Source organism: Streptomyces sp. DvalAA-43, from assembly GCF_900091725.1.
In the GTDB taxonomy this organism is placed as follows: domain Bacteria; phylum Actinomycetota; class Actinomycetes; order Streptomycetales; family Streptomycetaceae; genus Streptomyces; species Streptomyces pulveraceus.
Window position 1 is genome coordinate 395602 of sequence record NZ_FMBW01000044.1, and the last position, 26917, is coordinate 422518.

27 protein-coding genes are annotated in these 26917 nt (G+C 72.9%); 17 read left to right on the forward strand and 10 right to left on the reverse strand.

Going from position 1 to position 26917, the window contains the following annotated elements; genetic code table 11:
• The first annotated feature begins 393 nt into the window (after positions 1 to 393).
• The 7 genes from GA0115234_RS18610 (at position 394) to GA0115234_RS18640 (ending at position 6322) form a co-directional block, all read left to right on the forward strand.
• Positions 394 to 1380, forward strand: a complete 987-nt coding sequence (locus GA0115234_RS18610; protein ID WP_161275613.1) for an urea transporter — start codon at positions 394 to 396, stop codon at positions 1378 to 1380.
• 4 nt (positions 1381 to 1384) lie between these two features.
• The gene (locus tag GA0115234_RS18615) at positions 1385 to 1690 is read left to right on the forward strand and encodes an urease subunit gamma (RefSeq protein WP_093543040.1); all 306 of its coding nucleotides are present in this window, start codon (positions 1385 to 1387) and stop codon (positions 1688 to 1690) included.
• An 18-nt stretch (positions 1691 to 1708) separates the two neighbouring features.
• On the forward strand, positions 1709 to 2122 hold the full coding sequence (locus GA0115234_RS18620; protein WP_093543042.1) for an urease subunit beta: 414 nt from the start codon (positions 1709 to 1711) through the stop codon (positions 2120 to 2122).
• Complete coding sequence (ureC, locus tag GA0115234_RS18625) at positions 2122 to 3846, forward strand: urease subunit alpha (protein WP_093543043.1); 1725 nt, start codon at positions 2122 to 2124, stop codon at positions 3844 to 3846. Before GA0115234_RS18620 ends, ureC begins: the two co-directional genes overlap by 1 nt.
• Before the next feature lie 55 nt (positions 3847 to 3901).
• A complete protein-coding gene (locus GA0115234_RS18630; protein WP_093543045.1) occupies positions 3902 to 4600 on the forward strand; it encodes an urease accessory protein UreF in 699 nt (232 codons plus the stop codon).
• A 142-nt stretch (positions 4601 to 4742) separates the two neighbouring features.
• Positions 4743 to 5384, forward strand: coding sequence for an urease accessory protein UreG (gene ureG, locus GA0115234_RS18635; protein ID WP_093543392.1), 642 nt, complete (start codon positions 4743 to 4745; stop codon positions 5382 to 5384).
• Positions 5381 to 6322 (forward strand): urease accessory protein UreD, encoded by a 942-nt coding sequence (locus GA0115234_RS18640; RefSeq protein WP_370804528.1) that lies wholly within the window; start codon positions 5381 to 5383, stop codon positions 6320 to 6322. The genes ureG and GA0115234_RS18640 overlap by 4 nt, the downstream gene beginning before the upstream one ends.
• Before the next feature lie 49 nt (positions 6323 to 6371).
• Here the strand turns inward: GA0115234_RS18640 and GA0115234_RS18645 are convergent, their stop codons facing one another.
• Positions 6372 to 7841: an extracellular catalytic domain type 1 short-chain-length polyhydroxyalkanoate depolymerase gene (locus tag GA0115234_RS18645; RefSeq protein ID WP_093543047.1), complete on the reverse strand. Its 1470-nt coding sequence runs from the start codon at positions 7839 to 7841 to the stop codon at positions 6372 to 6374.
• Positions 7842 to 8076: 235 nt separating this feature from the next.
• Here GA0115234_RS18645 and GA0115234_RS18650 point away from each other — a divergent pair, with 235 nt between their 5' ends.
• From GA0115234_RS18650 to GA0115234_RS18660, 3 genes are all read left to right on the forward strand, one after another.
• Complete coding sequence (locus tag GA0115234_RS18650; RefSeq protein ID WP_093543049.1) at positions 8077 to 9063, forward strand: aldo/keto reductase; 987 nt, start codon at positions 8077 to 8079, stop codon at positions 9061 to 9063.
• 109 nt (positions 9064 to 9172) lie between these two features.
• The gene (locus GA0115234_RS18655; RefSeq protein ID WP_093543051.1) at positions 9173 to 9979 is read left to right on the forward strand and encodes a 3-hydroxybutyrate dehydrogenase; all 807 of its coding nucleotides are present in this window, start codon (positions 9173 to 9175) and stop codon (positions 9977 to 9979) included.
• Between the two features lie 30 nt (positions 9980 to 10009).
• Positions 10010 to 11986 carry a helix-turn-helix domain-containing protein gene (locus tag GA0115234_RS18660; protein ID WP_093543053.1) on the forward strand — a complete coding sequence of 659 codons (1977 nt, stop codon included), beginning with the start codon at positions 10010 to 10012 and terminating at the stop codon, positions 11984 to 11986.
• A 40-nt stretch (positions 11987 to 12026) separates the two neighbouring features.
• Here the strand turns inward: GA0115234_RS18660 and GA0115234_RS18665 are convergent, their stop codons facing one another.
• From GA0115234_RS18665 to GA0115234_RS18700, 8 genes are all read right to left on the reverse strand, one after another.
• On the reverse strand, positions 12027 to 12914 hold the full coding sequence (locus GA0115234_RS18665) for an alpha/beta hydrolase (RefSeq protein WP_093543055.1): 888 nt from the start codon (positions 12912 to 12914) through the stop codon (positions 12027 to 12029).
• Positions 12911 to 14065, reverse strand: coding sequence for a branched-chain amino acid ABC transporter permease (locus GA0115234_RS18670; RefSeq protein WP_256088747.1), 1155 nt, complete (start codon positions 14063 to 14065; stop codon positions 12911 to 12913). The genes GA0115234_RS18665 and GA0115234_RS18670 overlap by 4 nt, the downstream gene beginning before the upstream one ends.
• On the reverse strand, positions 14062 to 14949 hold the full coding sequence (locus GA0115234_RS18675; RefSeq protein ID WP_093543057.1) for a branched-chain amino acid ABC transporter permease: 888 nt from the start codon (positions 14947 to 14949) through the stop codon (positions 14062 to 14064). The genes GA0115234_RS18670 and GA0115234_RS18675 overlap by 4 nt, the downstream gene beginning before the upstream one ends.
• Entirely contained in the window at positions 14949 to 15695 is a 747-nt protein-coding gene (locus GA0115234_RS18680; RefSeq protein WP_093543059.1) for an ABC transporter ATP-binding protein, read from the reverse strand. The genes GA0115234_RS18675 and GA0115234_RS18680 overlap by 1 nt, the downstream gene beginning before the upstream one ends.
• Positions 15692 to 16483, reverse strand: coding sequence for an ABC transporter ATP-binding protein (locus GA0115234_RS18685; RefSeq protein WP_218107184.1), 792 nt, complete (start codon positions 16481 to 16483; stop codon positions 15692 to 15694). The genes GA0115234_RS18680 and GA0115234_RS18685 overlap by 4 nt, the downstream gene beginning before the upstream one ends.
• A 3-nt stretch (positions 16484 to 16486) precedes the next feature.
• On the reverse strand, positions 16487 to 17728 hold the full coding sequence (locus GA0115234_RS18690) for a substrate-binding domain-containing protein (RefSeq protein WP_093543061.1): 1242 nt from the start codon (positions 17726 to 17728) through the stop codon (positions 16487 to 16489).
• 224 nt (positions 17729 to 17952) lie between these two features.
• Positions 17953 to 18303, reverse strand: coding sequence for a DUF4190 domain-containing protein (locus tag GA0115234_RS18695; protein WP_237541503.1), 351 nt, complete (start codon positions 18301 to 18303; stop codon positions 17953 to 17955).
• Positions 18304 to 18432: 129 nt separating this feature from the next.
• Positions 18433 to 19044 carry a TetR family transcriptional regulator gene (locus GA0115234_RS18700; RefSeq protein ID WP_093543064.1) on the reverse strand — a complete coding sequence of 204 codons (612 nt, stop codon included), beginning with the start codon at positions 19042 to 19044 and terminating at the stop codon, positions 18433 to 18435.
• Between the two features lie 231 nt (positions 19045 to 19275).
• Here GA0115234_RS18700 and GA0115234_RS18705 point away from each other — a divergent pair, with 231 nt between their 5' ends.
• The 7 genes from GA0115234_RS18705 to GA0115234_RS18735 all read left to right on the forward strand — a co-directional run bounded on the left by GA0115234_RS18705 (position 19276) and on the right by GA0115234_RS18735 (position 25828).
• Positions 19276 to 20607 (forward strand): glycosyltransferase family 4 protein, encoded by a 1332-nt coding sequence (locus GA0115234_RS18705; protein WP_093543066.1) that lies wholly within the window; start codon positions 19276 to 19278, stop codon positions 20605 to 20607.
• A 62-nt stretch (positions 20608 to 20669) separates the two neighbouring features.
• Positions 20670 to 21425 carry a class I SAM-dependent methyltransferase gene (locus tag GA0115234_RS18710; protein WP_093543068.1) on the forward strand — a complete coding sequence of 252 codons (756 nt, stop codon included), beginning with the start codon at positions 20670 to 20672 and terminating at the stop codon, positions 21423 to 21425.
• A complete protein-coding gene (locus tag GA0115234_RS18715; RefSeq protein ID WP_093543070.1) occupies positions 21422 to 22495 on the forward strand; it encodes a prenyltransferase in 1074 nt (357 codons plus the stop codon). The genes GA0115234_RS18710 and GA0115234_RS18715 overlap by 4 nt, the downstream gene beginning before the upstream one ends.
• 179 nt (positions 22496 to 22674) lie before the next feature.
• Positions 22675 to 23241 (forward strand): hypothetical protein, encoded by a 567-nt coding sequence (locus tag GA0115234_RS18720; RefSeq protein ID WP_093543071.1) that lies wholly within the window; start codon positions 22675 to 22677, stop codon positions 23239 to 23241.
• Between the two features lie 40 nt (positions 23242 to 23281).
• Entirely contained in the window at positions 23282 to 24061 is a 780-nt protein-coding gene (locus GA0115234_RS18725; RefSeq protein WP_093543073.1) for a maleylpyruvate isomerase family mycothiol-dependent enzyme, read from the forward strand.
• A gap of 122 nt (positions 24062 to 24183) precedes the next feature.
• Complete coding sequence (locus GA0115234_RS18730) at positions 24184 to 25260, forward strand: PHP domain-containing protein (RefSeq protein WP_093543075.1); 1077 nt, start codon at positions 24184 to 24186, stop codon at positions 25258 to 25260.
• 4 nt (positions 25261 to 25264) lie between these two features.
• Positions 25265 to 25828, forward strand: a complete 564-nt coding sequence (locus tag GA0115234_RS18735) for a VOC family protein (RefSeq protein WP_093543077.1) — start codon at positions 25265 to 25267, stop codon at positions 25826 to 25828.
• Here GA0115234_RS18735 and GA0115234_RS18740 read toward each other — a convergent pair.
• A complete protein-coding gene (locus tag GA0115234_RS18740) occupies positions 25821 to 26828 on the reverse strand; it encodes an LLM class F420-dependent oxidoreductase (protein WP_093543079.1) in 1008 nt (335 codons plus the stop codon). The two genes, GA0115234_RS18735 and GA0115234_RS18740, sit on opposite strands and share 8 nt — an antisense overlap.
• Between the last annotated feature and the right edge of the window lie 89 nt (positions 26829 to 26917).

Below are 26917 nucleotides of genomic sequence, written 5' to 3' on the forward strand. Positions count from 1 at the left end.
GTCGAATTTTATGCATGCATGATACAAGCGGCTGCGGTGAGTGTGTGTGGGGGGTGCTTGGCGTTCGGGGATTGAGGAAAGGGGTGAAGTGGCTTTGCGGGGCTTATCGTTCGGTCAAAAAGTGGATGTGGAATGTTCAACCCCTGGCCAAGAATTCCGTGGCGAAGCGGGCGTCAGGTGGTTGCCGGGGTGGCTCATTGGGGTTCTGAACTGGGTGTATCGCCGAGGGTGGGGGAGTGGGTGCACCGCGTGACTCTCTCCTGTCGGCGCTCCCGTGCCGCCTTCGGGCGTACCGTCTCAACAGATTGTTGACCAAGATCCACATCTCCGGAATGCGGACGGTGTGGATGAATTCGGCGTGCCCTCATTCGTCATGCTCAAAGGAGAGAAGACGTGCCCGCAGCAGAACAGGCGGTGCGAATACGGGGCCGGGTATTTCCCGGGGGAGGGGCTGTTCCCCGGGCCGGGGCGGCGCAGTTGCGCGGCATCGCGCAGGTGGTGCTCGTCGGCAGTCCGTGGTCCGGGCTGCTGTTCGCGGTCGCGCTCTTCGTCGGCGGGTGGCGGCTCGGGGTGTTCGGGCTGCTCGGTACCGCCGCGTCCACCGGCGCCGCCGTTCTGCTCGGAGCCGACCGGAAGGGCATGGCGCAGGGGCTCCAGGGCTACTGCGGTTGCCTCACCGGCGTCGCCCTCGTCGTCCGGCTCGGCGCCTCGTGGCAGACCGCGGTGCTCGTCGTGCTCGGGGCGGCGGCCTGCACGGTGCTGAGCGGTGCCGCGGGCCGGCTGCTCGCACCGCTCGGGCTGCCCGTGCTGACGGCCCCGTACTGCCTGGTCGTCAGCGCCCTGACGGTCGCCCTGTCCAACGGCCCGGTCTCCGCGGGGGTGTCCGCGCGCGTACCGGGGTTCACGGAGCTGACCGCCGCCGAGGTCTGGCGCGCGCTCTGCGCCAACATCGGCCAGATCTTCTTCCTCGACAAGTGGTACGCGGGCCTGATCGTGCTGGCCGGGCTCCTCGTCGCCTCCCGGATCGCCGCGCTCGCGGCGGTGGGCGCCAGTGCTCTGGCGCTCGTGACGGCCTGTGCGGCGGGGCTGCCCGCCGACTCGATCACCGAGGGGCTGTACGGCTACAACGCGGTGCTCTGCGCGATCGCCCTGGCGGCCGCCTTCCTGCCCCTCACCCCCTGGACCGCCGGGTACGCCGCGCTCGCCGTCGTCGCCTCGGTCCCCTTCGCCGCCGCCTGGGAAGCCTTCGCCCAGTCCGCCGGTACAACCCCCTTCACCTGGCCGTTCACCGTGACGACCTGGCTCTTCCTGGTGGCCGGTCCGGCTCTGGGCCGCCCCGGGCTCTCCGTCGAGAAAGCACCTTCGAGAAAGCAGACGTGACGTCATGAACCTCGCACCGCGGGAAATCGACAAACTCCATGTCTACGTGGTCGCGGACCTGGCCCGCCGCCGCAGGGACCGGGGAACCAAGCTCAACTACAGCGAAGCCGCCGCCCTGATCACCGAGGCCGTCCTGGAGGCCGCGCGCGACGGCCACACCGTCGCCGAGTGCATGGAGCTGGGCCGCACGGTCGTCTCCGGCGACGACGTGATGCCCGGCGTACGGGAGATGCTCACCGTCCTCCAGGTCGAGACGGCCTTCGTCGACGGAACGAAGCTGGTCACCTGCCACGACCCGATCAGCGCCTGAAAGACCGAGGAGACACAGATGTCGGGCGGAGCCCACTACCTCTACGGGGACGAACCCGTGGAGATCAACGCCAACCGGGCCAGGACCACGCTCACCGTCGCCAACACCGGTGACCGGGCCGTCCAGATCGGTTCCCACTACCACTTCTTCGAGATCAACCGCGCGCTGCGCTTCGACCGCGAGGCCGCCTACGGCATGCGCCTGGACATCCCCTCCGGGACCGCCGTGCGCTTCGAGCCGGGCGACACCCGCGAGGTGCAGCTGTGCGCCTTCGCCGGCACCGGCCGGCTCACCGGCTTCGCCGGACTCGTCAACGGGGGCCTGTCGGCCCCGGACACCAAGCGCGACGCGCTCCGCCGTGCCGCGGAACTCGGCTTCGTCCACTCCGACGCCGACAGCACCGAGACCAAGAACGAAGGGGACCGGATCTGATGGCGATCATCCCGCGCAAGCAGTACACGGATCTGTTCGGCCCCACCGTGGGCGACCGGTTCCACCTGGCCGACACCAACCTGGTCGTCGAGGTCGAGTACGACCACAACGCCGGTTCCTACGGCGAGGAGGCCGTCTACGGTGGCGGCAAGGCCATCCGGGACGGCATGGCCCAGGACCCGTCCGCGCTCAACCGCGAGGGCGCCCTGGACCTCGTCATCACCAACGTCGTGGTCCTCGACCCGGTCCTGGGCGTGGTCAAGGGCGACATCGGGGTCCGCGGCGGCCTGATCGTCGGCGTCGGCAAGGCGGGGAACCCGCACCTCCAGAGCGGCGTCGACCCCAAGCTCGTCATCGGCCCCGGCACCGAGGTGATATCCGGCGAGCACCTCATCGCCACCGCCGGCGGCGTCGACACCCACATCCACTTCATCGCGCCCCAGCAGGCCCAGGAGGGCCTGTCCAACGGCATCACCACCTTCTTCGGCGGCGGCACCGGACCCACCGACGGATCCAACGGCACCACCTGCACCCCCGGCCCCTGGAACATCCACCGGATGCTGGAGGCCGTGGAGGACCTGCCGGTCAACGTGGGGCTGCTCGGCAAGGGGAACGGCAGCCTGCCCGAGGCGCTGCGCGAGCAGGTCGAGGCCGGAGCCGCCGGGCTGAAGGTGCACGAGGACTGGGGCGCCACGCCCGCCTCGATCGACACCGCGCTGCGGGTCGCCGACGAGTACGACGTCCAGATGGCCATCCACACCGACACCCTCAACGAGGGCGGTTTCTACGAGGACACCCTCTCGGCGATCGACGGCCGGACCATCCACACCTTCCACACCGAGGGCGCGGGCGGCGGCCACGCCCCCGACATCATCCGGGTGTCGGGCGAGGCCAACGTGCTGCCGGCCTCCACCAACCCCACCCTGCCGTACACGGTCAACGCGGTGGACGAGCTGCTGGACATGGTGATGGTCTGTCACCACCTGTCCCGGGACATCCCCGAGGACGTCTCGTTCGCCGACAGCCGGGTCCGCGCCGAGACGATCGCGGCCGAGACCGTGCTGCACGACCTCGGGGTCATCAGCATCTTCTCCTCGGACTCCCAGGCCATGGGCCGGGTCGGCGAGTCCTTCGTCCGCGCCTTCCAGACCGCGCACCACTGCAAGGAGATGCGCGGTCCGCTGGAGGAGGACAGCTCCCGCAACGACAACGCACGGGTCCTGCGCTACCTGGCCAAGCTGACGATCAACCCCGCGCGGGCGGTCGGCGCGGCGGACGTGATCGGCTCCCTGGAGCCCGGCAAGCTCGCCGACATCGTGCTCTGGCCGATCCACTCCTTCGCCGCCAAGCCCAAGCTGATCATCAAGGGCGGCATGGTCAACTGGGCCCTGATGGGCGACCCCAACGCCTCCCTGCCGACACCGCAACCGGTGTACTACCGGCCGATGTTCGGCACCCACGGCCGCGCCAAGCAGCGCACCTCGGTGACGTTCATGTCGCAGGCGTCCATCGCCGCCGGGGTCCCCGGCGAACTGGGCCTGCAACGGCGGATCGAGCCCGTGCAGCGCTGCCGGACCATCGGCAAGCAGCACATGGTGCGCAACGACGCGCTGCCGCGCATCGAGGTGGACCCGGAGACGTACAAGGTCACCGTCGACGGGGAGCCCGCCACCATCGAGCCGGCCGAACGGCTCCCGCTCAACCACCTCTTCTACATCGTCTGACGACGGCCCGAACGCACGACGTCGTCCGACGACCCGCCCGAACGGAAACCCCGGTGTGAACGACCCGATACCGATCCCGGCCCTGCTGACCGGGCTCCAGCTCACCGACTCGGCCTTCCCCAGCGGCTACTACACGCTCTCGCACGGCCTGGAGGGCTTCCAGCAGGCCCGCGCGGTCACCCCGTCGAGCCTGCCGGCGCTCCTGCACGACCTGCTGCGCCACAGCGTGGGCCCGGCCGACGCCACCGCCCTCGCGCTCGCCCACCGTGCGGTCACCGCCGACGACTGGGACGAGGTGGTGGCCGTGGAACAGCGGCTGCACGCCACCAAACTGGGCCGGGAGGCCCGGCAGGCCGCCGTCCGCACCGGACGGCAGCTGCTGGACCTGGCCGACGAGGTGTACGGCACCGCGCCGATCGAGCGGTACCGGGGCCTCTACCGGGACGGCGCCGTACGCGGCTGCCAGCCGGTCGTCGCCGCCGTCGTCCACGCGGGCAACGGGCTGCCAGTCCGCCAGGCGGTCACCTGCGAACTGTTCGCCTTCGCGGCCAGTTTCGTGGGGGCCGCCATGCGGCTCCGGCTCACCGACCACCGCCGCGCGCAGGTCGTCCTGCACGGGGCCGCCCCGGTCATCGAGGAGACCGTCGACGCGGCCCTGGACCGGGAACTGCCCGACATCGGCGGCTGCGTCCCGGTGGCCGACGTCATGGCCGGCCGCCACGAGCGCGCCGAGGCAAGGCTGTTCGCCAGCTGAGGCCCGTCAGGGGATCGGGGCCGGACAGACCCCGGCCCGCCTTCCCCCGTACCCCTTCCACCGCACCCACACCACCAGGACAAGGACCACCATGCACGACCCCATGCAGGCCAGGCACCACCACCACGACCACGACGAGCTGATGCGGCGGCCGAAGGACGGCGTGCTGCGCGTCGGTGTCGCAGGACCGGTCGGCTCCGGCAAGACCGCCCTGATCGAGGCGCTCGTCCCGCTGCTGATCGAGCGCGGCCGGACCCCCGCCGTCATCACCAACGACATCTTCACCACCGAGGACGCCGCCCATGTGCGCCGCACCCTGGCCGGGATACTCGAAGCGGACCGGATCGTCGGCGTGGAGACCGGGGCCTGCCCGCACACCGCCGTACGGGACGACCCGACGATGAACCAGGCCGCCGCGGACGAGCTCCTGGAGCGTTTCCCCGAGGTGGACACCCTGCTCTTCGAGAGCGGCGGGGACAATCTGACCCTCACCTTCAGCCCCGCCCTGGTCGACCTGTTCCTCTTCGTGCTGGACACCGCCGAGGGCGACAAGATGCCGCGCAAGCGCGGTCCGGGCATCACCGAGTGCGAACTGCTCGTCATCAACAAGGTGGACATCGCCCCCTACGTACGGTGCGATCTCGCCGTCATGGAGTCGGACGCCCACCGCGTCCGGGACGGCCGTCCGGTGGTGCTGACCAACTCGCTCACCGGGGAGGGCCTCGGCACCATCGCCGACTTCCTCCTGTCCCACGAAGCCGCCCAGGAGACGGCCTCCGCATGACCGAGGCGCCCGCGCGGCTGGATCCCGCGCACTACGAACCCCGTCGGGTACCGGCCCGGATGCTCGACCTCACCGGGACCCCGGACACCCTGGCCGCCGGGCGCCCCGGCAAGGTCGGCCTGCTCGAACTGCGCTACGCACAGGCCGGCGGGCGGACCGAACTCGTCCACCGGTACCAGAAGTCACCGCTCCAGATCATGCGCCCGCTGTACATCGACCCGGCGCGGCCCGACCTGCCGGTGACCTATCTGATGTCCACCGGCGGCGGCATCATCCAGGCCGACCGCAACCGGATCGACATCGACTGCGGCCCCGGCACCTCGGTCCACCTGACCACCCAGGCCGCCACCAAGGTGCACCGGATGGAGTTCGACCACGCGACCCAGACCGTCAACCTGGCGGTCGGTGAAGGGAGTTACGTCGAATACCTGCCGGACCCCCTGATTCCCTTCCGGGACGCCCGTCTCTACCAGCACACCCGGGTGACCGTCGACCCGACCGCCACCGTGCTGCTGGGCGAGACGATCGCGGCCGGACGGCTGGCCCGAGGCGAACGGCACGCCTACCGCATGCTCTTCAGCGACCTGGAGGTCCGGCGCCCCGACGGGACGCTCCTGGCCGTGGACACCGTCCGCCTCGATCCGCGGGGCCCCGGCCCGGTCACCGGACCCGCCGTCTTCGGGGACCACGACCTGATGGCCACCCTGTACGCGGTCACCCCGCTCGCCCCCGCGGACCGGGTCGCCGACGCGCTCCACGAGGCGCTCGCCCCGACCGGCCTGGCCTTCGGGGCGAGCACCCTGCCCGACGACTGCGGGGCGTGGGTCCGGGTCGTCGGCAGCGACCCGCCCGCCCTCACCCGCGCGATGCGCGCCGTGTGGGACGCGGTGCGGCGGCTGCTCATCGGCGTTCCGGCCCCGGACCTGCGCAAGACGTGACCGCGGCGAGACCGGGCCGCGCCGGGCGGACACCCGGGCCCGACACCTCTCAGGCCGTGCAGCCGGTGTCCGCGATCACGAAGTACCCGGGCGGCGACTCCCTCAGGGTGTGGGTGACGAAGACGTTGTACAGGCCCATGTTCTCGTCCGAGCCGTTGGCGTACACATATCCGCCCGCCGTCCGGGCCCGGCCCGCCGCCACCTGCGCGTAGTTGGTCGCCGTGAAGCACCGCGCGGGTGCGCCGCCGGCCGTGGTCGCGGTCACCTGGGCCGAGGTGGTACCGGGCGTGCCCGCTCCGTCGACCGCCGCCACCGTGTAGCGGTACGCCGTACCGGCGGTGAGACCCGGGTCCGTGTACGAGGGGGAGGCGGTGGTGGCGACCTTCACGCCGTCGCGGTGCACCGCGTACGCGCCCGCGCCCGCGACCGTGTCCCAGGCCAGCGAGACGCTGTCCGCCGTGACGGCCGTGACCCGCAGCCCGGACGGGGCGGGCAGCTGTTCCCCGCCACCGGGAACACTCTGGTCCAGGCCCCAGAACACACCGGTGTGGTACGTCGAGCAGAGGGCGTTCAGGAAGTACGCGCCCGTCGCGCCGCAGCTCTCGGTGCCCGAGCCGGGGCTCACGGCCAGACCGTGGCCCATCCCGGCGACGGAGTACGTCACCACCGCGGGGTTCCCGGATGCGTCGTCGTACACGCTGCGTGTCGTGCCGCCGGGGAGGCTGTCGGTGGCCGACGGGGTCTGCCCGATGCCCCAGACGTCCGTCCACTGGTCGCGCAGGGCCGTGGCGTTGGCGGGGTACACGGTGTAGTCGGCGGTGCCCTGCCAGATCGCCACCCGGGGCCAGGGCCCCGCATACCCGGGATAGGCGCCGCGCACCTTGTCGCCCCACTGCGCGGGCGTCAGCTTCTGCGGCCCCGTCTGGCAGCCGGACGCGCCCGCCTGGCTCGTCGCGCACTGGGCGGGCAGCCCCGAGGCCACCGAGCCGCCCGCGAACACGTCCGGGTACGCGGCCAGCAGATCGGCCGTCATGCCGCCGCCCGCCGAGAGGCCGGTGACGTACACCCGGCGGCCGTCCGAGCCGTACCGCTGCTTCGCGTACTCCACCATCTGCACGATCGAGGCGGCCTCGCCCCTGCCCCGGCCGTCCTCGGCCGGATCGAACCAGCCGAAGCAGGAGAGCGCGTTGTTGGCGGCCGTGGTCTGCGGGAAGACCACGGCGAAACCCCACAGATCGGCGTACTTCGGCCAGCCCGAGGAGGTGTAGTAGCCGTTCGCGGTCTGGGTGCAGCCGTGCAGGGCGACGACCAGCGGCGCGTTCGCGGGCAGCCTGTCCGGGACGTACGCGTACATCTGGAGGTTGCCCGGGTTCGAGCCGAAGCCGGTGACCTGCTGCAGACCGCCGGCGGCCGCGGCCGGCCGCACGGCGGCGGCCGTGCTCAGTGTCGCCGCGACGAGGGCGAGCGCGGCCGCGGCGGCGACACGCCGCAGCAGACGTCGCAGGATCGATGGGCGCACGGGTGCCTCCTGGGTGGGGGAGCGGGGCCGTTCCGGCTTGTCGGACAGCGCGGGCAGCGACTGTGGGGCGGACGCTAGGACGCCGCGACGTACCCGCCCATGGGCCCGGCGGACACACCCCGCACCCGGCAGTGTGCGGCCCCGCCGTTGTGGCCGCTTGCCATGAAGTGCACTCCAAGACGCAGACTCCCGGTCAACGCCCGTACAGAGACGGGCCATTGGGAGAGGACCCGCCATGCGATACCGCACCATCGGCACCAACCCCGCCACCCGCCGGGAGGTGAGCGTGCTCAGCCTCGGCGCCATGCTGATGGGCACGCTCACCGACGAAGCGACCTCGTTCGCGATCCTCGACCGGTACGTCGAGGCGGGCGGCACCTTCATCGACACCTCCGACAACTACGCGTTCTGGGTCAACGGCACCCGGGGCGGGGAGAGCGAGGAACTGCTCGGCCGCTGGCGCCGCAGCCGGGGCGTCGGCGACGAGATCGTCATCGCCACCAAGCTCGGAGCCCGGCCCAGCGTCCCCGCCACCGACTTCACCCAGGGCATCGTGGGCCTCTCCGCCGCAGTGGTCCGGGAGTCCGCGGAACGCAGCCTCGAACGCCTCGGCATGGCGAAGCTGGACCTGCTGTACGCACACGTCCAGGACCGGGACGTCCCCCTGGAGGAGACCGTCGGGGCCTTCGGGGAGCTGGTCACCGAGGGCACCGTCGGACTGCTCGGGGTGAGCAACCACTGGGCGTGGCAGGTGGACCGCGCCCGCCGGATCGCGGCGGACACCGGGGTGCCGGGCTACGAGGTGCTCCAGTACCACCACAGCTATCTCCGCCGCCGCACGGACCAGCCCTCCTGGCGTTCGCCCGACGGACAGGAGGGCGTGACCTCCGGGGACCTGCTGAGCTATCTGCGGGCCGAGCCCGAGCTCGTGCCGGTGGCCTACTCCCCGCTGCTGGCCGGGGCCTACGTCCGCGCGGACAAGCCGCTGGGACCGGAGTTCGACCACCCGGGCACCCCCGCCCGGCAGACCGCGCTGCGGGCGGTCGCGAAGGAGACCGGGGCGACCGTCAACCAGGTGGTCCTGGCCTGGCTCATCGGCGGCGAGATCCCGTTCGTCCCACTGGTCGGCGCCTCCTCGGTGGCCCAGCTGGACGAGAGCCTGGCCGCGGTGGAGCTGGAGCTGACCGCGGAGCAGCGGGCGGCACTGGACGCGGCACACTGACGGCCCGCCGCCCGGCCCGCCCCATGTGGGTCACCACCATGCCGGTGCCCGGCGGTGTGTGCACCGGCCCCGTGTGACAGGGGCCCCGGTTCTCCCTACGGTGACGGCCATGGAGACTCCTCAGCGCCCCGGCCCCGGGCCCGCCCCGCTCACCGTCCCGCCGTCCGGGGACCCGTTCCTCGCCGGACGCACCGCCCTGGTGACCGGCGCCGCGAGCGGGATCGGGCGGGCCTGCGCCCAGGCCCTGGCGGCCGCCGGTGCCCGGGTGCACGTGGTGGACAAGGCCGCCGACGCCGCGAGGGGCCTGGCGGAGGCGATCGGCGGGACGGCGTGGGTGGTCGACCTCGCCGTCCCCGACGTGGTGGACACCCTGCCCGCCGACGTGGACATCGTGGTCAACAACGCCGGGCTCCAGCACGTCGCGCCCGTGCACGCGTTCCCCCCGGACCGCTTCGCACTGATCCAGCGCGTCATGGTGGAGACCCCGTTCCGCATCTTGCGCCGGACCCTGCCGGGCATGTACGAACGCGGCTGGGGGCGCGTGGTCAACATCTCGTCCGTGCACGGACTGCGGGCCAGCCCCTACAAATCGGCCTATGTGACGGCCAAGCACGCACTGGAGGGACTCAGCAAGGTGGTCGCGCTCGAAGCGGCGGAGCACGGGGTGACGAGCAACTGCGTCAGCCCCGGCTACGTACGCACCCCCCTGGTCGAGAACCAGATCGCGGACCAGGCCCGTACGCACGGCATCTCCGAGGAGGAGGTGGTGGGCCGGGTCATGCTGGAACGCAGTGCGATCAAACGGCTGATCGAGCCCGACGACGTCGCCGGGGCCGTGCTGTGGCTCTGCGGTCCGGGCACCGGGCACATCACCGGGACCTCGCTCTCCATGGACGGCGGCTGGACCGCCAACTGACCGCCCGCCCCCGACGAATACCGGCCGCCCATGTCTGAACCGCCCGCCTCCGCCGCCCCCCATCTGCGCCGCCTGCTCGACCTGCTGGCCGACGACGCCCCCGCCGAGACGCTGGGCGCCGTCTCCTCGCAGGCCCGTGCCGCCGGCGTGCCCGCGGGCGATCTGGCGGAGGTGGAGCGGGCCACCGCCACCGCCCTGCGGATCAGGGGCGCGCTGCGCCAGCACCGCCGCCGCGAACTCCAGCTCACCGCGCTCTTCGACACCGCGGGCGACCTGGCCGCCTCCCGCGACCTGGACGAGGTACTGAAGGCGATCGTCCGCCGGGCCAGGATGCTGCTCGGTACGGACACGGCGTATCTCACCCTCCCAGACGAGGAGGCGGGGGACACCTACATGCGGGTCACCGACGGGTCCGTGTCGGTGCTCTTCCAGCGGCTGCGGCTGGAGCTCGGCCACGGGCTGGGCGGGCTGGTGGCGCAGACCGCACGCCCGTACGCGACCCACGACTACCGCACCGACGACCGTTTCCACCACACCCGCAACATCAACGCCGGGGTGCTGGACGAGGGGCTCGTCGCCATCCTGGGCGTGCCGCTGCTCCTCGGCTCCAGCCGCGGCGGCACCGGAAAGGTCATCGGCGTCCTCTTCGCCGCCGACCGCTCGCCCCGCGTCTTCAGCCCCGACGAGGTCGCGCTGCTCTGCTCGCTCGCCGCACACGCCGCGATCGCCATCGACACCGCCCGCGCGCTCGCCGACACCCGCTCCGCACTGGACGAACTGGCGGGCGCCAACGCCGAGTTGGCCGAGGCCAATGCGGCGGTACGGGCCCACTCGGCGGCCATGCGCCGGGCCGAGGAGTCCCACGACCGGCTGACCGACCTGGTGCTGCGCGGCGGGGACGTCAAGGACGTCGCGGCGGCGGTCGCGGGACTGCTGGACTCCCCGCTCACCATCCACGACCCGGCCGGACGCCCGCTGGCGGCCGTCCGGCCCGACGGCGCGGCCTTCGCCGCCGACGGCATGGACGCGGGGTGGCTGGCCGAGACCGCCGAGGAGTCCCGTACCGGCGCCCGTGCCGTGCACCGCGACGGCCGCTGGATCTGCGGGGTCCTCGCCGGACGGGAACTCCTGGCCGGACTGGTCCTGCACCGGCGCGGACAGCTCGACGACTCCGACCGGCGGCTGTTCGAACGGGCCTCGGTGGTCACCGGCCTGCTCCTGCTGCTGCGGCGCACGGTCGCCGAGACCGAGAACCGGATCCGCGGCGAGCTGATCACCGATCTGCTGACCGACGCGGACCGCGACCCGGCCGGACTCGCCGAACGCGGCCGACGCCTCGGCATCGACCTCGACCGCCCGCATCTGCTGCTGGTGGCCGAGGGCGGCACCCGGGAGCGGCTGGCCCCCGCCGCGGTGCGCTATCTGTTCGGCGGCGACACCCACGGGGTGAGCGCGGAGCACGCCGGGAGCGTGGTGCTGCTGGTGGCGGCCGGTGACTCCGGCCCGGCCCCGGGGGACGCGGCCCGCGCGGCGGCGGCCCAGCTCGGCCAGCTCGCCCAGACCCCGGTCACCGTCGCCGCCACCGGCCCCGCGCGCGGCGCCCGGGAGCTGGCCGCCGCGTACGGGGAGGCGGCCCGCTGTCTGCGCGCGATGCGGGTCCTCGGGCGCACGGGGGAGGGCGCCTGCGTCGAGGAACTCGGCTTCCTGGGCGTGGTGCTGGGCAACGCGCAGGATGTCGACGGCTTCGTCACGGCGACGCTCGGACCGCTGCTGGAGTACGACGCGCGGCGCGGCACCCACCTGGTGCGCACCCTCGGCGCCTACTTCGGATCCGGCGGCAGCCTCGTCCGCGCCAAGGACGAACTCCACGTGCACGTCAACACGGTGGTGCAGCGGCTGGACCGGGTGCAGGTGCTGCTGGGCCGCGGCTGGAACGAGCCGGGCCGGGCCCTGGAGCTGCAACTCGCCCTGCGACTGCACCTGCTGGCGGGCGGCCGGGAACGGTAGGCCCGCCCGGCCGCCTGCCCGCCCCGGCGCGGGCCACCCCTCAGGCGCCGGACAGCTCCACCAGCCGCCGCGCGATCTCCCCGCCGCCCGCGTCCCCCGTGAGCAGCGTGTAGTGGTTGACGTCCGGGACCGCGACCGGTGTCACCCGCGTGCCCCCGAGGTCCGCCGCCGCGAGCCGGCCCTCGTCGTACAGCCCCTGCTCCTCGTCCATCAGGCCGCGCCGCGCCCACAGCAGCGTCGCCGGAACGGGCAGCTCCCGCACCGCCGCCAGCACCTCCTCGCCGAAGAGCCCGATACCGTCGGCGCGCACCGCCTCGATCCGGCAGCTGGAGCGCAGTGCGGGTTCCTCCCCGGTCAGATCGCGCTGGATGTACGCGTCCACCTCGTCCGACCAGGCCCCCGCGAACGCCGGGTGCGCCTGCCAGAACGAGCGGTACGCGGCCCGGTCGGGAAAGGTCATCGACAGCCGGTCCATGGCAGGGCCGATCACCGCGGTCAGCAGCTCGTCCGGGGAGAGGTGGGTGGGGGCGGGGAAGCCGATGCCGCCGTCGACCAGCAGCAGCGGCCCGAACCGCTCCGGGTGCCGTACGGCGGCCAGCGCCGCCACGAACGCGCCCATCGAATGCCCCGCCAGCACCACCCGGCCGGGTCCGCCCAGCGCCGAGGCCACCGCGGCCGCGTCGTCGGCGTGCGCGGCGATCCCGTACGGGCCCGGCAGTGCCGAACTCCCGGCCCGGCCGCGCAGATCCGGCGCCACCAGGGTGACGCGGCCGTCCAGCAGCCTCGCCACCGGACCCCAGGACAGCGCGTTGGCCGTGATGCCGTGCAGGGCGACGACGACCGGCGCCCCGGGCTCCCGGGCCGGCCACCGGAGCACCGCCAACTCTCCCCCGGTGACGGGGACTCGTACCTCTTCGTACGCGATCACGGGTGTCCGTTCTCCTTCCGGGAATCGCTGCTTTCGGCCGTTCCGGTGGCGGCGGGCGTACGGCGTGCCGCGCGCAACCGGGCCGGCAGCCGGGCCAGGCCGCCGGGGAGCAGGTGTACCACGGCCACGAACAGCACACCGAGCAGGAACAGCGGCTGGGAGAGCGGTACCCGCAGCACCGCCGGCAGTCCGGCGACCGCGCCCGACCCGGCCAGATCACCGAGCCGGTGATCGGCCCAGGTGTAGAGGATGCCGCCGGCCATCGGCCCCCACCGGGTGCCCGATCCGCCCAGCACCACCATCACCAGCAGGGACAGGGTGAAGTCGGAGGTGGTGGTCTGCGGGGTCGAACCGCCGGTGAGCAGCAGGTGCACCAGACCGCCCAGCGCGGCCAGGGCGCCCGCCAGGACGAAGGCCGTGAGCTTGAACCCGTACGGCTTCAGCCCCAGCACCTCCACCCGGCGTTCGTTCTCCTTGATGCCCTCCCAGACGCGTCCGGTGGGGGAGTTGACCGCCCGGTGGACGACGGCCAGGGTCAGGACCAGATAGGCGAGCGCCAGCCAGTAGAGGTTCGCGGTGTTCCCGATGCCGACGAGCCCGGACGGCAGCAACTCGGCGGGGGCGGCCCGGCCCTCCTCGCCGCCGGTCAGCCCGCCGGGGTCGCGGGCGGCCAGGATCGACCCCGCCTGGGCGAAGGCCAGCGTCACCATGGAGAAGCCGATGCCGGTGACCCGCAGGCTCACCGACCCCAGGACCAGCGCGAGCACGATCCCGCAGCCGACGCCGAGCAGCGCGGACACGGCGAACGGGAGGCCCGCCTCCAGCAGGAACGTGTTGGTGGCGTAGCTGCCCGCCGCGAAGTAGAGCGCGTGCCCGAAGGAGAGCAGCCCGGTGCGGCCGAGCAGCAGGTCGTAGCCGGTGGCCAGTGCGCCGAACAGCAGGCAGGTGGCGAGGAGTTGCAGGCTTCCCGGGCTGCCCGGCGGGCCGTCCAGGAGTCCCGGCAGCGGCAGCGCGCTGAAGGGCGCGAGGGCCAGGACCAGCAGGGCGGCGGCGGGCCACCAGCGGCGCAGCCGCCGGGCGGTGAGCCCGGAGGCGCGCGCGGAGGCGCGGTCCCCGCCGGTGCGGTGGTGTGTCTCGGTGGCGGTGCTCACGCGAGCCTCCCGGTCAGTCCGCGCGGCCGTACGAGCAGCAGCGCGGCGAGCAGGACGACGACGGCCAGGTCGCCGAGGCCCGCTGCGGTGTAGTAGTTGGCGAACTGCTGGACCAGGCCGATGACGACGGACGCCACGGCGGCGCCGCTCACCGACCCCATGGAGCCGGTGACCACCACGACGAACGCGAAGATCAGCAGCGAGGTGCCCTGACGCGGGTCGACCGAGCCGAAGTACAGGCCGCCGAGCGCCCCGCCGAGCGCGGCCACGCAGCCGCCGATCGCGAAGACGAGTGTGAACGCCTTCCGTACGTCGATGCCGAGCGCGGTGACCATCGCCCGGTCCTCGACCCCGGCCCGTACGACCAGACCGTGCCGGGTCCGGCCGAGGAAGAGCCGCAGCGCCACCAGCACCACGACGGCCGCCGCGACCAGGACCAGCCGGTTGACCGGCACCTGGGCACCGAACAGGCCGAAGGTCCCGGACAGTGCCTTCGGCCCCGGGAAGGTCCGGGCGTCCGAACCCCAGATCCCCGACAGCAGGGCGGGGACGGCGAGCCCCACCCCGACCGTGGCGAGGACCTGCTCGCGCGGCCGGGTGTAGAGCGGCCGGACGACGGCGAGTTCCAGCAGCACGGCGGCGGCGGTGCCCACCGCCGTACCGAACAGGACCGCGAGGGCGAAGCCCGCCCTGCCGGGACCGGCGCCGGGCAGATGGCCGGAGGCCGCCCACCAGGTGCCGTACGCGCCGATGGACAGCAGCGCCCCGTGCGCGAAGTTGAGCACGTCCATCAGGCCGAAGATCAGCGAGAGGCCCGAGGCGATCAGGAAGTAGAGGGCTCCCAGACCGAGTCCGGTCATGGTGAGCAGTACGACGGTGGACATCAGGAATCCGCCTCCCGGGACGGTGCTTCGGCGGCCGGTCCGTGCCCGACGCCCAGCAGCCGCCGGGCCGTCTCCGCGTCGCCCAGCAGGTCGGCGGCCGGTCCCTGGTGGGCCGTCCGGCCGTCGGCGAGCACCGCGCACTGCCGGGCCAGCCGCCGCACGACGGCGAGGTTCTGCTCCACGAGCAGCACCGGCACCGCCTCGGCGGCCCGCTCCAGCACCTGGGCGACCTCGGTGACCACCTTGGGCGCCAGGCCCTTGGTGGGTTCGTCGGCGATGATCAGGCGGTTGCCATTGAGCAGGGTGCGGCCGATCGCCACCATCTGCTGCTGCCCGCCGGACAGCGTCCCCGCCAACTGCCGCTCCCGGCGCTCCAGTTCCGGGAACAGCTCGTGGACGAGTCCGTAGGCGGGCCCGTCCGCGCCGGGCCGCTCGGCCAGGCGCAGGTTCTCCGCGACGGTCAGCGAGGCGAAGACGCCCCGGTCCTCGGGGGCGTAGCCGATGCCGAGGCGCACCACGGCATGGGTGGGCAGCGCCACGGTCTCCGTGCCGTCCAGCCGCACGCTGCCGGTGCGCGGGACGAGGCCGAGCACACCGCGTACGGTCGTGGTCTTCCCGGCGCCGTTGCGGCCGAGGAGCGCGGTCACCCCGTGCCGGGCGACGTCCAGGTCGACGCCGTGCAGGATGTGCCGGCCGCCGATCAGGACCCGCAGGTCCCGTACGGCGAGCAGGGGCCCGGTCGTCACAGCCCCTCCCCGAGGTAGGCCTGCTGGACGGCCGGGTCGGCGGTCACGGCCCCGGGGGTGTCCAGCGCCAGCAGCCTGCCGTGGTGCATCACGGCGAGCCGGTCGGCCAGCCCCAGCAGGACGTCCATGTGGTGCTCGACCATCAGGACGGTGCGGCCCTCGTCCCGGTGCAGGGTACGGATCAGCTCGGTCAGCGCGGGGACCTCCTCCGCGCTGACCCCGGCCATCGGCTCGTCGAGCAGCATCAGCCGCGGCTCGCCCACCAGCAGCACCGCGAGTTCCAGCTTCCGCTTCTCGCCGTGCGACAGCTCGGCCGCCGTCGCCCGTGCCCGGTGGCCGAGGCCGGTGCGTTCCAGTACGCCGTCCACCTCGGCGGTGTAGCGGGACGCCCGCCGCCACAGCCGGTAGGAGCCGCCCCGGGCCGCCTGCGCGGCCAGCCGGACGTGGTCGGCCACGCTCATCGCCGGCCAGAGGCTGGAGGTCTGGAAGGTGCGGCCGATCCCGCGCCGCGCCCGTGCGTGTGCCGGACTGGCCGTCATGTCCGTGCCGTCCAGCTCGATGGTCCCGGCCGTGGCCGTGGTCAGCCCGCTGATCAGGTTGAACAGGGAGGTCTTGCCCGCCCCGTTGGGGCCGATGAAGGCCAGGAACTCGCCCTCGTGGACGCTCAGTGAGACGTCCTCGACGATGGTCGCCCCGCCGACGCCCCAGCCGAGTCCGGTGAGCCGGAGCACCGGGGTGGTGCCGGGTGCTCCGGCCGCGTGCGGTGCGGTGGTGTCCGGTACGGTCACGGGTCAGCCCGCCGAGGGCTTCGCGGGCGGCGCCACCGCGTCCATCGGCGCGGTGGTCACCAGTTCGGGCCGGGCCCCGGCGCCCTTCCCCCTGAGCCTCGCGACGAACATCGGCTGCACCAGGGCGTGGTCCGCGGCCCGGACCTGCTCCTTGCCCTTCACCCCGTCGAAGGTCCAGCCCTCCAGGGCCTTCACCATGGCGGCGGTGTCGGTGGCGCCGCCCTTCTCGATCGCGCGCACCACCATCTGCGCGGCGGTGAAGCCGTCGGGGGTGAACAGGTCAGGGGTGCCGCCGGCCTTGGTGACCGAGTCGAGCATGGCCTTCTCCACGGCGTTGCCGCCGGCCGCGCCGGGGAAGTAGTGCGCCAGGAACGACACCTTGGAACCGGCGTCGCCGAAGACCGGGTACGAGGCCGTTCCGGCGAGGCCCGTGACGACCTTGCCCGCCTCCAGCACGCCCTGCTGGTCCAGTGCGGTCCACAGTGCCGGGGCGGTCGACCCGGCCCAGGCGACGAAGACCAGATCGGGCCGGCCCGCCTTCACCTGCCGGGCGAACGGGGTCAGGTCCGTGGCGCCGGGCGGAGCCAGTACGGAGCCGACCTCCGCGCCCCCGGCACCGAGGACGGCCTTCACGGCGGCGACATTGGCCTGGCCGAACGTGGAGTCCTGGGCCAGCACCGTGACCTTCTTGCCCCTGGCCTCGCCGAGCATGGTCCCGGCGGTGAGGATGTCCTGGTAGGACTGCCGGCCCGACCGGAAGGTGTAGTCGTTGATGCCGGTCACGGCGTCGGTGGCGGCCGGACCGCTGATGTACAGCACCTTGTTCTGGGCGGCGAGCGGCGCCATCTGGAGCGCCACCCCGGAGTCGGTGGTGCCCGCCAGCACCTTGTAGCCCTTGCCGATCAGGTTCTTGGCCGCGGCGACCGCCTTGCCCGGGTCGCCCGCGTCGTCCTGCTCGGTGACCTCGATGCGGTGCCCGGCCACCTCGCGGGTGCCGTGGGTGGCGTGGTCCAGGCCCGCCATGAACCCGTCGCGGTACTGCTTCCCGTAGTCCGCGAGGAGCCCGGTCCGGGAGTACACCAGGCCCACCTCGACGGCCCGGCCCTTCGCGTCCCCGCCGGAATCGCCCTCGCCCGCCTTCCCGGCGGCGGTGCACCCGGCGAGCAGGAGACCGGCGGCGGCCAGCACGACGGCGGTGGAGAGGGATCTGCGGTGACGGGGGCTGCCCGTGGCTCTGCGACGCATGGTGACCGGCTCCTCGGCGTGTTCCTGTGATGTCGCCGAACCGTATGAACACCGTGCCCGCGTCGACATGGTGCCGGGTGCCCCACCTGACGCGGTGCGCATGTGGGGGCCGCACATGGGCCCGGAACGCGAAAGCCGCGCAGGGGAACCGGATCGTACGGTTCTCCTGCGCGGCCGGTGCGCGGTTCGCGGTGAGGGGTGCGCGGGTTCTTGGCGGTGGCCCGTCACATCGCGCTGATGCCCTGGATCGTGGCCACGGTCACGCCGAGCAGGGCGAAGGCGATGCCGATCCAGCCCATCACGATGCCCGCGACCGCCTGGCCCCGGCCGCCGCCCTGGCCCCGGTCGGCCATGCGCTTGGCCGAGATGCCGAGGCAGAGCGCGATGACCGGCAGGATGATCGGGATGAGCAGCAGGCCGAGGATGCCGAGCACCATCGAGGCGGTCGCCTTGCCGCTGGGCAGCGGGGCGCCACCGGGGTATCCGTAGCCGGCCGGCGGCTGGACGCCGTATCCCGGTCCGCCCGGGGCCTGGGTCCACGCCGTGCCGCCTGTGGTGCCTGACTGGTCAGCCATGTCTTCCTCTCCATCGGTGCTGGTCATGACCATGGTAAGGAGCGGCTTGTGGTTCTTTCGGTCGGAACGGTGAGAGGTATGTAATGAAAACGCTGCGGAGCGGCCCCCGAATGTGCTAAGGGGCAGCCCTCAGGCCGTGTCCGACGGCTTCGTCACGTCGATCAGCCGGCACACCGTGTCGATGTCGATCTTCACCTGGGCGATCGACGCCCGCCCCGACAGCCAGGTGATCAGCGCCGAGTGCCAGGTGTGCTCGATGACCCGGACCGCGGACAGCTGCTCCGGCGTCGGGTGCTCCAGCCCCATCGCGTCCAGGATGATCGCCGTCGTGATCCGCGAGACGGTGTCCACCTCCGGGCTGACGCTGCGGTCCGCGAAGGTCAGCGCCCGCACCATCGCGTCCGCCAGGTGCGGCTCGCGCTGGAGCGCGCGGAACGCCCGCATTAGGGTGTCGGCGACCCGCTGCGCCGGGTCCTGACCGGCCGGGGGGCGTTTGTGCAGCGTCGTGTGCATGTGCTGCAACTGGTCCTGCATGGTGGCGACCAGCAGATGGATCTTGGACGGGAAGTAGCGGTACAGCGTGCCCAGGGCGACCCCGGCCTCCTCCGCGACCTCGCGCATCTGCACCGCCTCGAAGCCGCCCCGGCCGGCGAGCTGGGCGCTGGCGTGCAGGATGCGGCGGCGGCGGGCCTCCTGCCGCTCGGTCAGGGGCGGCGATGCCGGCCTGGCTTCGGCTGTCATGTGTCCCCATCCCTGGCTTCTGTCCGCGACCGGCAGGGAGGCGCTCGGTCTCCCGGGGGCGCACAGCATGCCAGCGCGCCCGGTGGTGGCGCGAATCACCTGATCCGGCCGTTGCACCGACGCTACCTGCCGGTAGATTCGTAGCTCATTGAACGATCCAGTCTGAAACTTGTTCTAGATTAGCGTGAGCGGTTACGCTCCGGCGAACACGCAGTGAGAAGGGGGCCGAGTGTGACCGCTGAGGCCATAGAGTCGGGCCCCCGCACGGGCGGCGACACGTCCGGCACCGCCGACGACCGCCCGTTGCGCATCGCACTCCTCACCTACAAGGGCAACCCCTTCTGCGGCGGCCAAGGTGTCTACGTACGCCACCTCGCCCGCGAGCTCGCCCGCCTCGGCCACAGCGTCGAGGTGATCGGCGCCCAGCCCTATCCGGTGCTCGACGAGGGCGTCCCGCTCACCGAGCTGCCGAGCCTGGACCTCTACCGCCAGCCCGACCCGTTCCGCACCCCGAGGCGCGGCGAGTACCGGGACTGGATCGACGCCGCCGAGGTCGCCACCATGTGGACCGGCGGCTTCCCGGAACCCCTCACCTTCAGCCTGCGCGCCCGCCGTCATCTCGCCGCCCGGCGCGGCGAGTTCGACGTCATCCACGACAACCAGACGCTCGGCTACGGGCTGCTCGCGGACCTCGGCGCCCCGCTCGTCACCACGATCCACCACCCCATCACCGTCGACCGGCAGCTGGATCTGGACGCCGCGGAGAGCCGCCGCCGACGCGCCTCCGTGCGCCGCTGGTACGGCTTCACCCGCATGCAGAAGCGGGTCGCGCGGCGGCTGCCGTCGGTGCTCACCGTCTCCGGCTCCTCCCGGCAGGAGATCATCGACCACCTCGGGGTGCGCCCAGGCCGCATCCACGTCGTGCACATCGGCGCGGACACCGACCTCTGGTCGCCCGACCCGTCGGTCGCCGAGGTGCCCGGCCGGATCGTCACCACCTCCAGCGCCGACGTACCCCTCAAGGGCCTCGTCCACCTGGTCGAGGCGCTCGCCAAGCTCCGTGCCGGCAACCCGCGGGCGCACCTCGTGGTCGTGGGCAAGCGGGCCGAGGACGGACCGGTCGCCCAGGCCATCGAGCGGCACGGGCTCCAGGACGCCGTCGAGTTCGTCAAGGGCATCAGCGACGCCGAACTGGTCGACCTGGTGCGCGGTGCCCAGATCGCCTGTGTCCCCTCGCTGTACGAGGGCTTCTCGCTGCCCGCCGCCGAGGCCATGGCCACCGGCACCCCGCTCGTCGCCACCACCGGCGGTGCGATCCCCGAGGTCGCGGGCCCGGACGGCGAGACCTGCCTGGCCGTCCCGCCCGCCGACGCCGGGGCGCTGGCCGACGCGCTCGCCCGGCTGCTCGGCGACCCGGGGCTGCGGGCCCGGCTCGGTGCCGCGGGCCGCGACCGGGTGCTCTCCCGCTTCACCTGGAAGCAGGCCGCCCTCGGCACCGCCGCCCTCTACCGCGAGGCGATAGCCGCCCGGTCCGGTGCCAGGCGTCCCGGCGGCCGTCGTTGAACCCGCAGCCCGCTCCCGTCGTCCCCGCCCCCTGACCCCCTCGACCGCGAAAGCAGGCATTCGTGCTGACCGTGGACTTCACCCGCTTCCCGCTCGCCGCAGGTGACCGAGTGCTCGACCTGGGCTGCGGCGCCGGACGCCACGCCTTCGAGTGCTACCGGCGCGGCGCCCAGGTCGTGGCCCTCGACCAGAACGGCGAGGAGATCCGCGAGGTCGCGAAGTGGTTCGCCGCGATGAAGGAGGCCGGCGAGGCCCCCGAGGGCGCCACCGCCACCGCGATGGAGGGCGACGCGCTCAACCTGCCGTTCCCCGACGAGTCCTTCGACGTCGTGATCATCTCCGAGGTGATGGAGCACATCCCCGACGACAAGGGCGTGCTCGCCGAGATGGTCCGGGTCCTCAAGCCGGGCGGCCGGATCGCGATCACCGTGCCGCGCTACGGCCCCGAGAAGGTCTGCTGGACGCTCTCCGACGCGTACCACGAGGTCGAGGGCGGCCACATCCGCATCTACAAGGCCGACGAACTCCTCGGCAAGATCCGCGGCGCCGGCCTCAAGCCGTACGGCACCCACCACGCGCACGCCCTGCACGCGCCCTACTGGTGGCTCAAGTGCGCCTTCGGCGTCGACAACGACAAGGCGCTGCCGGTGCGCGCGTACCACAAGCTGCTGGTCTGGGACATCATGAAGAAGCCGATGGCGACCCGGGTCGCCGAGCAGCTCCTCAACCCCGTCGTCGGCAAGAGCTTCGTGGCGTACGCGACCAAGCCGCACCTGCCCGTGGCCGCCGCCGAGGACGTCACCAAGGCCGAGGCGTGACCGTTCCCGAGCAGACCGAACACCTCGTACTGCCCGGGGTGCTCACCGCCGAGCAGGCCGCCGAGACCGTCGCCGCCCTCCTCGCCGAGCAGCGCGAGGACGGCGCCCTGCCCTGGTTCCGCGGCCACCACCTCGACCCGTGGGACCACACCGAGGCCGCCATGGCCCTCGACGCGGCGGGCGAGCACGCCGCCGCGGCGCGCGCCTACGAGTGGCTGGCCCGCCACCAGAACGAGGACGGCTCCTGGTACGCCGCGTACCAGGACGGCGACCCGGACCGGCCGACCGACCGTTCGCTGGAGACCAACTTCTGCGCGTACGTGGCCGTCGGCGTCTGGCACCACTACCTCGCCACCGGCGACGACGCGTTCGTCGACCGGATGTGGCCGACCGTCTTCGCCGCCGTCGAATTCGTGCTGCGGCTCCAGCGGCCCGGCGGCCAGATCGGCTGGAAGCGCGAGGCCGACGGAACCCCCGTCGAGGACGCGCTGCTGACCGGCTGCTCCTCCATCCACCAGGCACTGCGCTGCGCGCTCGCCATCGCCGAACGACGCGAGGAGCCGCAGCCCGACTGGGAGCTGGCGACGGGCGCGCTGAGCCACGCCATCCGCAACCACCCGGAACGCTTCCTGGACAAGAGCCGCTACTCGATGGACTGGTACTACCCGGTCCTCGGCGGCGCGCTCACCGGAACGGCCGCCAAGAAGCGGATGGAGGAGAGCTGGGACCGCTTCGTGGTCCCCGGCCTCGGGGTGCGCTGTGTGCTGCCCAACCCGTGGGTGACCGGCGGCGAGAGCTGCGAACTCGCCCTGGCCCTCTGGGTGATGGGCGAGTCGGACCGGGCGCTGGAGATCCTCCAGTCCATCCAGCACCTGCGCGCCGAGGGCGGCATGTACTGGACCGGATACGTCTTCGAGGGCGACCGGGCCTTCTGGCCCCAGGAGCTCACCACCTGGACGGCCGGTTCGCTGCTGCTGGCCGTGGCCGCGCTCGGCGGCGACGAGGCGACCACGGCGGTCTTCGGCGGCGAGCACCTGCCGCGCGGGCTGGAGCCGGACTGCTGCCGTTAGGGCCGGTGCGGGGGCCTGCCCGGCAGCGGCGGACCGGCAGGGGCAGACAGGCAGCGGCAGACCCGGACGGCGTTTCCCGAGTGGCACGGCGGACCGGGCCGGGCGAACCTTACCGAGAGTGGCCAAGACCGTCACTCCCCGTAGAGCTCGCCCGATGTGCCCGGCCAGGGAGGCCCGCTGTGCCCAGTTCCGCCGCGACCGGTTCCGTACCGCTCCGCCGTCTGCTCGTCCCGCTGCTGCTGTCCTGCGCCCTGGTCGTGGGCGCCACCGGGTGCGGCGGCGGCGACAAGGGCGGTGCGAGCAGCTCCGCGTCCCCGAGTGGTACGTCGTCGGCCGAGGCGCAGAAGTTCGCCAAGACGCGGTTCGTCACCAACGCGGGGCTCGCGGCCGGGGCGACCTATCAGTGGATCGTGAAGCCGTACCGGGCGGGCAAGTTCAAGAAGGGCGCGGACGGGCGTACGTTCGCCCTGGTCAAGGCCGGACTCGCGGGCGGCTTCACCTACAACCGGCTGAAGGCGGCGGTGACCAACGCCAAGGGTGATCCACTGCTGTCCAAGGCGGTCGCCCCGCTGACGGCGGGCATCGAATCGCTCAAGGGGCTCGGCACCAAGCTCCGCAAGGGCGAGGCGGGCGAGGGCGACATCGGCGCCTTTGAGAGCGTGATCAACAACATCAAGTCGGCCGGCAGCAGCGCGGGTGCCGACGTGAAGGACAAGGTGCCCACCACCTCACAACTCGGCGGGTAATCAATGGGGTTGAAGTGAAGATCGAACTAGAGTGCATGGTATGAGCCGACTCAGTCATGACCTCTACTGTGACGAAATCATCGCCCGCACCGACGCGTTGAGGGCCACGATCCGTGGCGCGGACCTCGGCGCCACCGTCCCGAGCTGTCCCGACTGGACCCTGCGCGAGCTCGCCGTCCACGTCGGCGGCGCCCACCGCTGGGTCGGCGAGATCGTACGGACCCGCGCCACCGGGGCGATCTCGCCGGACCAGGTGCCGGAGAGCACACCCGGCAGCGACGATCCGGCCACGCTCGACGCCTGGCTGGCAGAGGGCGCGGCGCGCACCGTCGAGGCGCTGCGGGCCGCGGGACCGGACGAGGAGGTGTGGTCCTGGGCGTGGGAGGGCAGCACGGGCTTCTGGGCGCGCCGGATGGCGCACGAGACGATCGTCCACCACGCCGACGCCGCGCTCACCGCGCGCACCGGATACGAAGTGGCGCCGGAGCTGGCCGCCGACACGATCGAGGAGTGGCTGGAGATCGTCGCCTTCGTACGGGCCGCGGGCGACAAGCGGGCCGCCGAGCTGACCGGCGGGGCGGGTGGCTCCATCCATCTGCACGCCACGGACGCGCCGGGCGCCGAGTGGCTGATCGAATTCGGCGAGGACGGCTTCGCCTGGCGGCGCTCCCACGAGAAGGCGGCCGTGTCGCTCCGCGGCTCGCTCACCGACATCATGCTGGTCTTCAACCGGCGACTGGCGGCGGACGGCGACCGGGTCGAGGTGCTCGGTGACACGGAGCTGCTGGACTTCTGGCTGGAGCACACCGTGTTCGGCTGAGCGGCCACCCGGCGCCGCTGTGCGGGCCGGGCCGGGCTGCGCGAAGCTGGAGGGGACAGAAACGGTACGCACTGTCCCGGCGGCAACAGTACGCACTGTCCGGCGGCCCCGTGGAGGTGCCGATGGAGCCCGTCCGCGCCCTGGAACGGATCGCCTTCCTGCTCGAACGCGGCAGGGCCGACACCCACCGCGTGCACGCTTTCCGCACCGCCGCCGGTGCGGTGGCCGCGATGGCGGACGGGGAGGCGGCCCGGCGGGCGGCGGCCGGTTCACTGGAGGCGGTCAGGGGCATCGGGCCCAAGACCGCACAGGTCGTCCGGGAGGCGCTGGCCGGGGAGGTGCCCGGCTATCTGGAACGGCTGGAGACGGAGGCCGCCGCCCGCCCCGCCGAGGGCGGCGAGGACCTCCGCGCGCTCCAGCGCGGCGACTGCCATCTCCACTCCGACTGGTCGGACGGCGGCAGCCCCATCGAGGAGATGGGCCGCACCGCGGCGGAGCTGGGCCACGAGTGGGCGGTGCTCACCGACCACTCGCCCCGGCTGACCGTGGCGAACGGGCTCACCCCCGACCGGCTGCGCCGACAGCTGGCGGCGGTCGCCGAGCTCAACGAGCGGTGGATGCCCTTCCGGCTGCTCACCGGCATCGAGTGCGACATCCTCCCCGACGGCTCGCTCGACCAGGAGGAGGAGCTGCTGGAACGGCTGGACGTCGTGGTGGTCTCCGTCCACTCCGAGCTGAGGATGGCCCCGGCCCCGATGACCCGGCGCCTGCTCGCGGCCGTCCGCCACCCGCAGGCGAACATCCTCGGGCACTGCACGGGGCGGCTGATCGCGGAACGCAAGCGCCCGGAGTCCCGGTTCGACGCGGAGGCGGTCTTCGCCGCGTGCGCGGAGGCCGGTACCGCGGTGGAGATCAACAGCAGGCCGGAACGGCTCGACCCGCCCCGCCCGCTGCTGGGCCGCGCCGTCGCGGCGGGCACCCTCTTCGCCATCGACACCGACGCCCACGCGCCCGGACAGCTGGACTGGCAGATCCACGGCTGCGCCCGCGCCGAGGAGTGCCGGGTTCCGGCGGAACGCGTCGTCACCACATGGCCGGCCGACCGCCTCCTGGCCTGGTCGCGCGGGCGCACGACCCCGGAGCGGGCCCGCTCCGGGGCGGACGGGGCCGTCGGCGCAGCCCCGGGACAGGAGCGGTGAAACCATGACGGCCACCAGCGTGCGAGGCATCGACCACATCGGGGTCACCGTCCCCGACCTGGAGACCGCGACCCTCTTCCTCGCGAGGGCCTTCGGCGCCGAGGTGCGCTACGACACCCTGCGCCGCCAGGACGGACCGAACGGCGGGCCCGACGTCGAGCGGCGGCTCGGCGTCCCGGCGGGCACCCAGCAGCTGGCGATCAGAATGCTGGCGCTCCCCGGCGGCGGGCCGGGCATCGAGCTCTTCGAGTTCCAGGGCCCCCGCCGCGAACCCCCGGCACTGCCCTGCGACTTCGGCTGGCAGCACGTGGCGCTGTACGCGGACGACCTGGACGCGGCCGTACGGGACTGCGTGGCCGCGGGCGCCTCGCTGCTCGCCGAGGCACAGCCGCTGCCGGGCCCCGAGGCGGGGGAGCACAACCGGTTCGCCTATCTGCGCACCCCGTGGGGCAGCACCCTGCAACTCCTCACGTACCCCGACCCCCAGCCCTGGCGGCACACCGCACCCGGCGCCACCACGACCGGCACCTGGCCCACCGACCCGGCCAGACCTCCAGCCCTCAGTTGAGCTCCGCGAGCACCCGCAGCGTGTGTGGGTCCGGTGCCGTCACCAGCAGATCGGTGACCGGCCCCTTGCGCCACAACTCCAGCCGCTCCGCGATCCGTTCGCGCGGTCCGACGAGCGAGATCTCGTCCGCGAACGCGTCGGGCACCGCCAGCACCGCCTCTTCCTTGCGGCCTTCGAGGAAGAGCCGCTGGATCCGTCGCGCCTCCTCCTCGAAACCCATCCGCGCCATCAGATCGGCGTGGAAGTTGCGGGCCGCGTGCCCCATCCCCCCGATGTAGAAGCCCAGCATCGCCTTCACCGGCAGCAGCCCCTCGGCGACGTCGTCGCAGACCCGCGCACGGGCCATCGGCGCGATCATGAATCCGTCGGGAAGGTCGGTGAGCGAGGCCTCGTACACATCGGTGCGCATCGGCGACCAGTACAGCGGCAGCCAGCCGTCGGCGATCCGGGTCGTCTGTGCGATGTTCTTCGGCCCCTCCGCCCCCAGCAGCACCGGCAGCCGGGACCGCAGCGGATGGGTGATCGGCTTCAGCGGCTTGCCCAGCCCGGTGGCGTCCGGGCCGCTGTACGGGTGGGAGTGGAACTGGCCGTCCAGCTCCACGGGGGCCTCGCGGCGCAGCACTTGGCGGATGACGTCGACGTACTCCCGGGTCGCGGTCAGCGGGCTCTTCGGGAACGGCCGCCCGTACCAGCCCTCCACCACCTGGGGGCCGGACAGCCCGAGGCCGAGCATCATCCGGCCGCCGGAGAGATGGTCCAGGGTGAGGGCGTGCATCGCGGTCGCGGTCGGGGTGCGCGCCGCCATCTGCGCGATGCCGGTGCCCAGCCGGATCCGGGAGGTGTGCGCGGCGATCCAGGTCAGCGGGGTGAACGCGTCCGACCCCCAGGCCTCCGCCGTCCACACCGACGCGTACCCCAGCTTCTCGGCCCGCCGGGCCAGCTCCAGATGGGCGGGGTCCGGGCCCCGGCCCCAGTACCCGAGCGCGAGTCCGAGCCTCATCTCCGCCGCCTCCCAGCATTTCTGACGAAGCGTCAACAATGTGACGCACGACGGAGGGTACGACAGCGGCCCCCCGCCCGGAAGGGGCG

Bases quoted from the DNA above. Each gene is read 5' to 3' on its own strand.
- ureG (WP_093543392.1), top strand. From the start codon at position 4,743: ATGCGGCGGCCGAAGGACGGCGTGCTGCGCGTCGGTGTCGCAGGACCG.
- GA0115234_RS18700 (WP_093543064.1), bottom strand. From the start codon at position 19,044: ATGACAGCCGAAGCCAGGCCGGCATCGCCGCCCCTGACCGAGCGGCAG.
- GA0115234_RS18725 (WP_093543073.1), top strand. From the start codon at position 23,282: ATGAGCCGACTCAGTCATGACCTCTACTGTGACGAAATCATCGCCCGC.
- GA0115234_RS18735 (WP_093543077.1), top strand. From the start codon at position 25,265: ATGACGGCCACCAGCGTGCGAGGCATCGACCACATCGGGGTCACCGTC.
- ureC (WP_093543043.1), top strand. From the start codon at position 2,122: ATGGCGATCATCCCGCGCAAGCAGTACACGGATCTGTTCGGCCCCACC.
- GA0115234_RS18690 (WP_093543061.1), bottom strand. From the start codon at position 17,728: ATGCGTCGCAGAGCCACGGGCAGCCCCCGTCACCGCAGATCCCTCTCC.
- GA0115234_RS18620 (WP_093543042.1), top strand. From the start codon at position 1,709: ATGTCGGGCGGAGCCCACTACCTCTACGGGGACGAACCCGTGGAGATC.
- GA0115234_RS18695 (WP_237541503.1), bottom strand. From the start codon at position 18,303: ATGGCTGACCAGTCAGGCACCACAGGCGGCACGGCGTGGACCCAGGCC.
- GA0115234_RS18730 (WP_093543075.1), top strand. From the start codon at position 24,184: ATGGAGCCCGTCCGCGCCCTGGAACGGATCGCCTTCCTGCTCGAACGC.
- GA0115234_RS18615 (WP_093543040.1), top strand. From the start codon at position 1,385: ATGAACCTCGCACCGCGGGAAATCGACAAACTCCATGTCTACGTGGTC.
- GA0115234_RS18650 (WP_093543049.1), top strand. From the start codon at position 8,077: ATGCGATACCGCACCATCGGCACCAACCCCGCCACCCGCCGGGAGGTG.
- GA0115234_RS18740 (WP_093543079.1), bottom strand. From the start codon at position 26,828: ATGAGGCTCGGACTCGCGCTCGGGTACTGGGGCCGGGGCCCGGACCCC.
- GA0115234_RS18655 (WP_093543051.1), top strand. From the start codon at position 9,173: ATGGAGACTCCTCAGCGCCCCGGCCCCGGGCCCGCCCCGCTCACCGTC.
- GA0115234_RS18675 (WP_093543057.1), bottom strand. From the start codon at position 14,949: ATGTCCACCGTCGTACTGCTCACCATGACCGGACTCGGTCTGGGAGCC.
- GA0115234_RS18640 (WP_370804528.1), top strand. From the start codon at position 5,381: ATGACCGAGGCGCCCGCGCGGCTGGATCCCGCGCACTACGAACCCCGT.
- GA0115234_RS18660 (WP_093543053.1), top strand. From the start codon at position 10,010: ATGTCTGAACCGCCCGCCTCCGCCGCCCCCCATCTGCGCCGCCTGCTC.